Annotated in this window: 1 protein-coding gene; it reads left to right on the top strand. The window is 57.5% G+C overall.

Annotation, left to right across the window (positions count from 1 at the left end; translation table 11 throughout):
• A partial coding sequence (locus EJO71_RS34225) for a Tn3 family transposase (RefSeq protein WP_164546990.1) occupies positions 1-984 on the top strand: 984 nt, incomplete at its 5' end.
• Between the last annotated feature and the right edge of the window lie 143 nt (positions 985-1127).

Raw genomic sequence — 1127 nt, 5'->3', positions numbered from 1 at the left:
ATGCAGCGACACCCGATTGCCGCCACCTGGGGGCGGTCCGATTTGGCATCTTCTGACATGATGAGCATGGAGACCACCAAACGGGTGTGGCAAGCCCGGCTTGATCCTCGGCGCAACACACCTTCCATTGGAATCTACTCCCATGTAAAAGACCGGTGGGGCATCTTCCATGCGCAGCCCTTTGTGCTCAATGAGCGCCAGGCGGGCGTGGCCATTGAAGGTGTCATCCGCCAAGAAAAGCTGGAGACCAGCCAGCTTGCTGTGGATACCCATGGCTACACCGACTTTGCCATGTCACATGCCCGTTTGCTTGGTTTTGATCTTTGCCCGCGGTTGAAGGAACTCAAACAGCGCCACCTCTTTGTGCCACGCGGCACCAAAGTGCCCGCAGAAATCGCTGCGGTGTGCGAAGCCAATGTCGACGTCGCTTTGATCGAAAAGCATTGGGATAGTCTGGTGCACCTGGCAGCCTCGGTCATGAGCGGACATGCCAGTGCGGTGGCAGCTCTTGCGCGGTTCGGTTCTGCCGCCCAGGGCGATCCAATCTATGAGGCTGGCGTGCAATTGGGGCGGTTGCTGCGTACGGCGTTTTTGGCTGACTACTTTGTCAAGGACGCTTTCAGGAACGAGTTGCGCCGGGTGCTCAATCGGGGCGAGGCTGTTAACGCCCTCAAGCGCGCCATTTATACCGGCCGGATCAGCCCGGCGCAGGCCAAACGTGTCGATGAAATGCAGGCTGTGGCCGATGCGTTGAGCCTGATGGCCAACATCGTGATGGCGTGGAATACCTCACAGATGCAGGCGGTCCTGGATCGCTGGTCGAACCGCCGCCAGGTCATTCCACCGGAACTGATCGGGAAGATTGCGCCCACCAGGCTGGAGAGCATCAACTTGCGGGGTGTGTTTCGCTTCCCGGTTGACCGCTATGCTGACCAAATCCTGCCTTCGCGGCCAAATGCATCGATAACTGGCACCAATGGATGAAACCGACCACGGTTTGACGCCACGAATCGCAGATTTGAAAGTGAACAGGAAAGTCAATGAAATCAACGATCTACCAACACCACCTCCGCGCCAGTGCTAGCTTTTCGTACCGTCACTTATTGCACTGAAAACGAGGAGACCCC

It is taken from the genome of Variovorax sp. 679, assembly GCF_003952185.1.
Classification (GTDB): domain Bacteria; phylum Pseudomonadota; class Gammaproteobacteria; order Burkholderiales; family Burkholderiaceae_C; genus Variovorax.
Note: the sequence above shows the minus strand (reverse complement) of the source record. Positions and strands in the feature narration are given on the sequence as shown.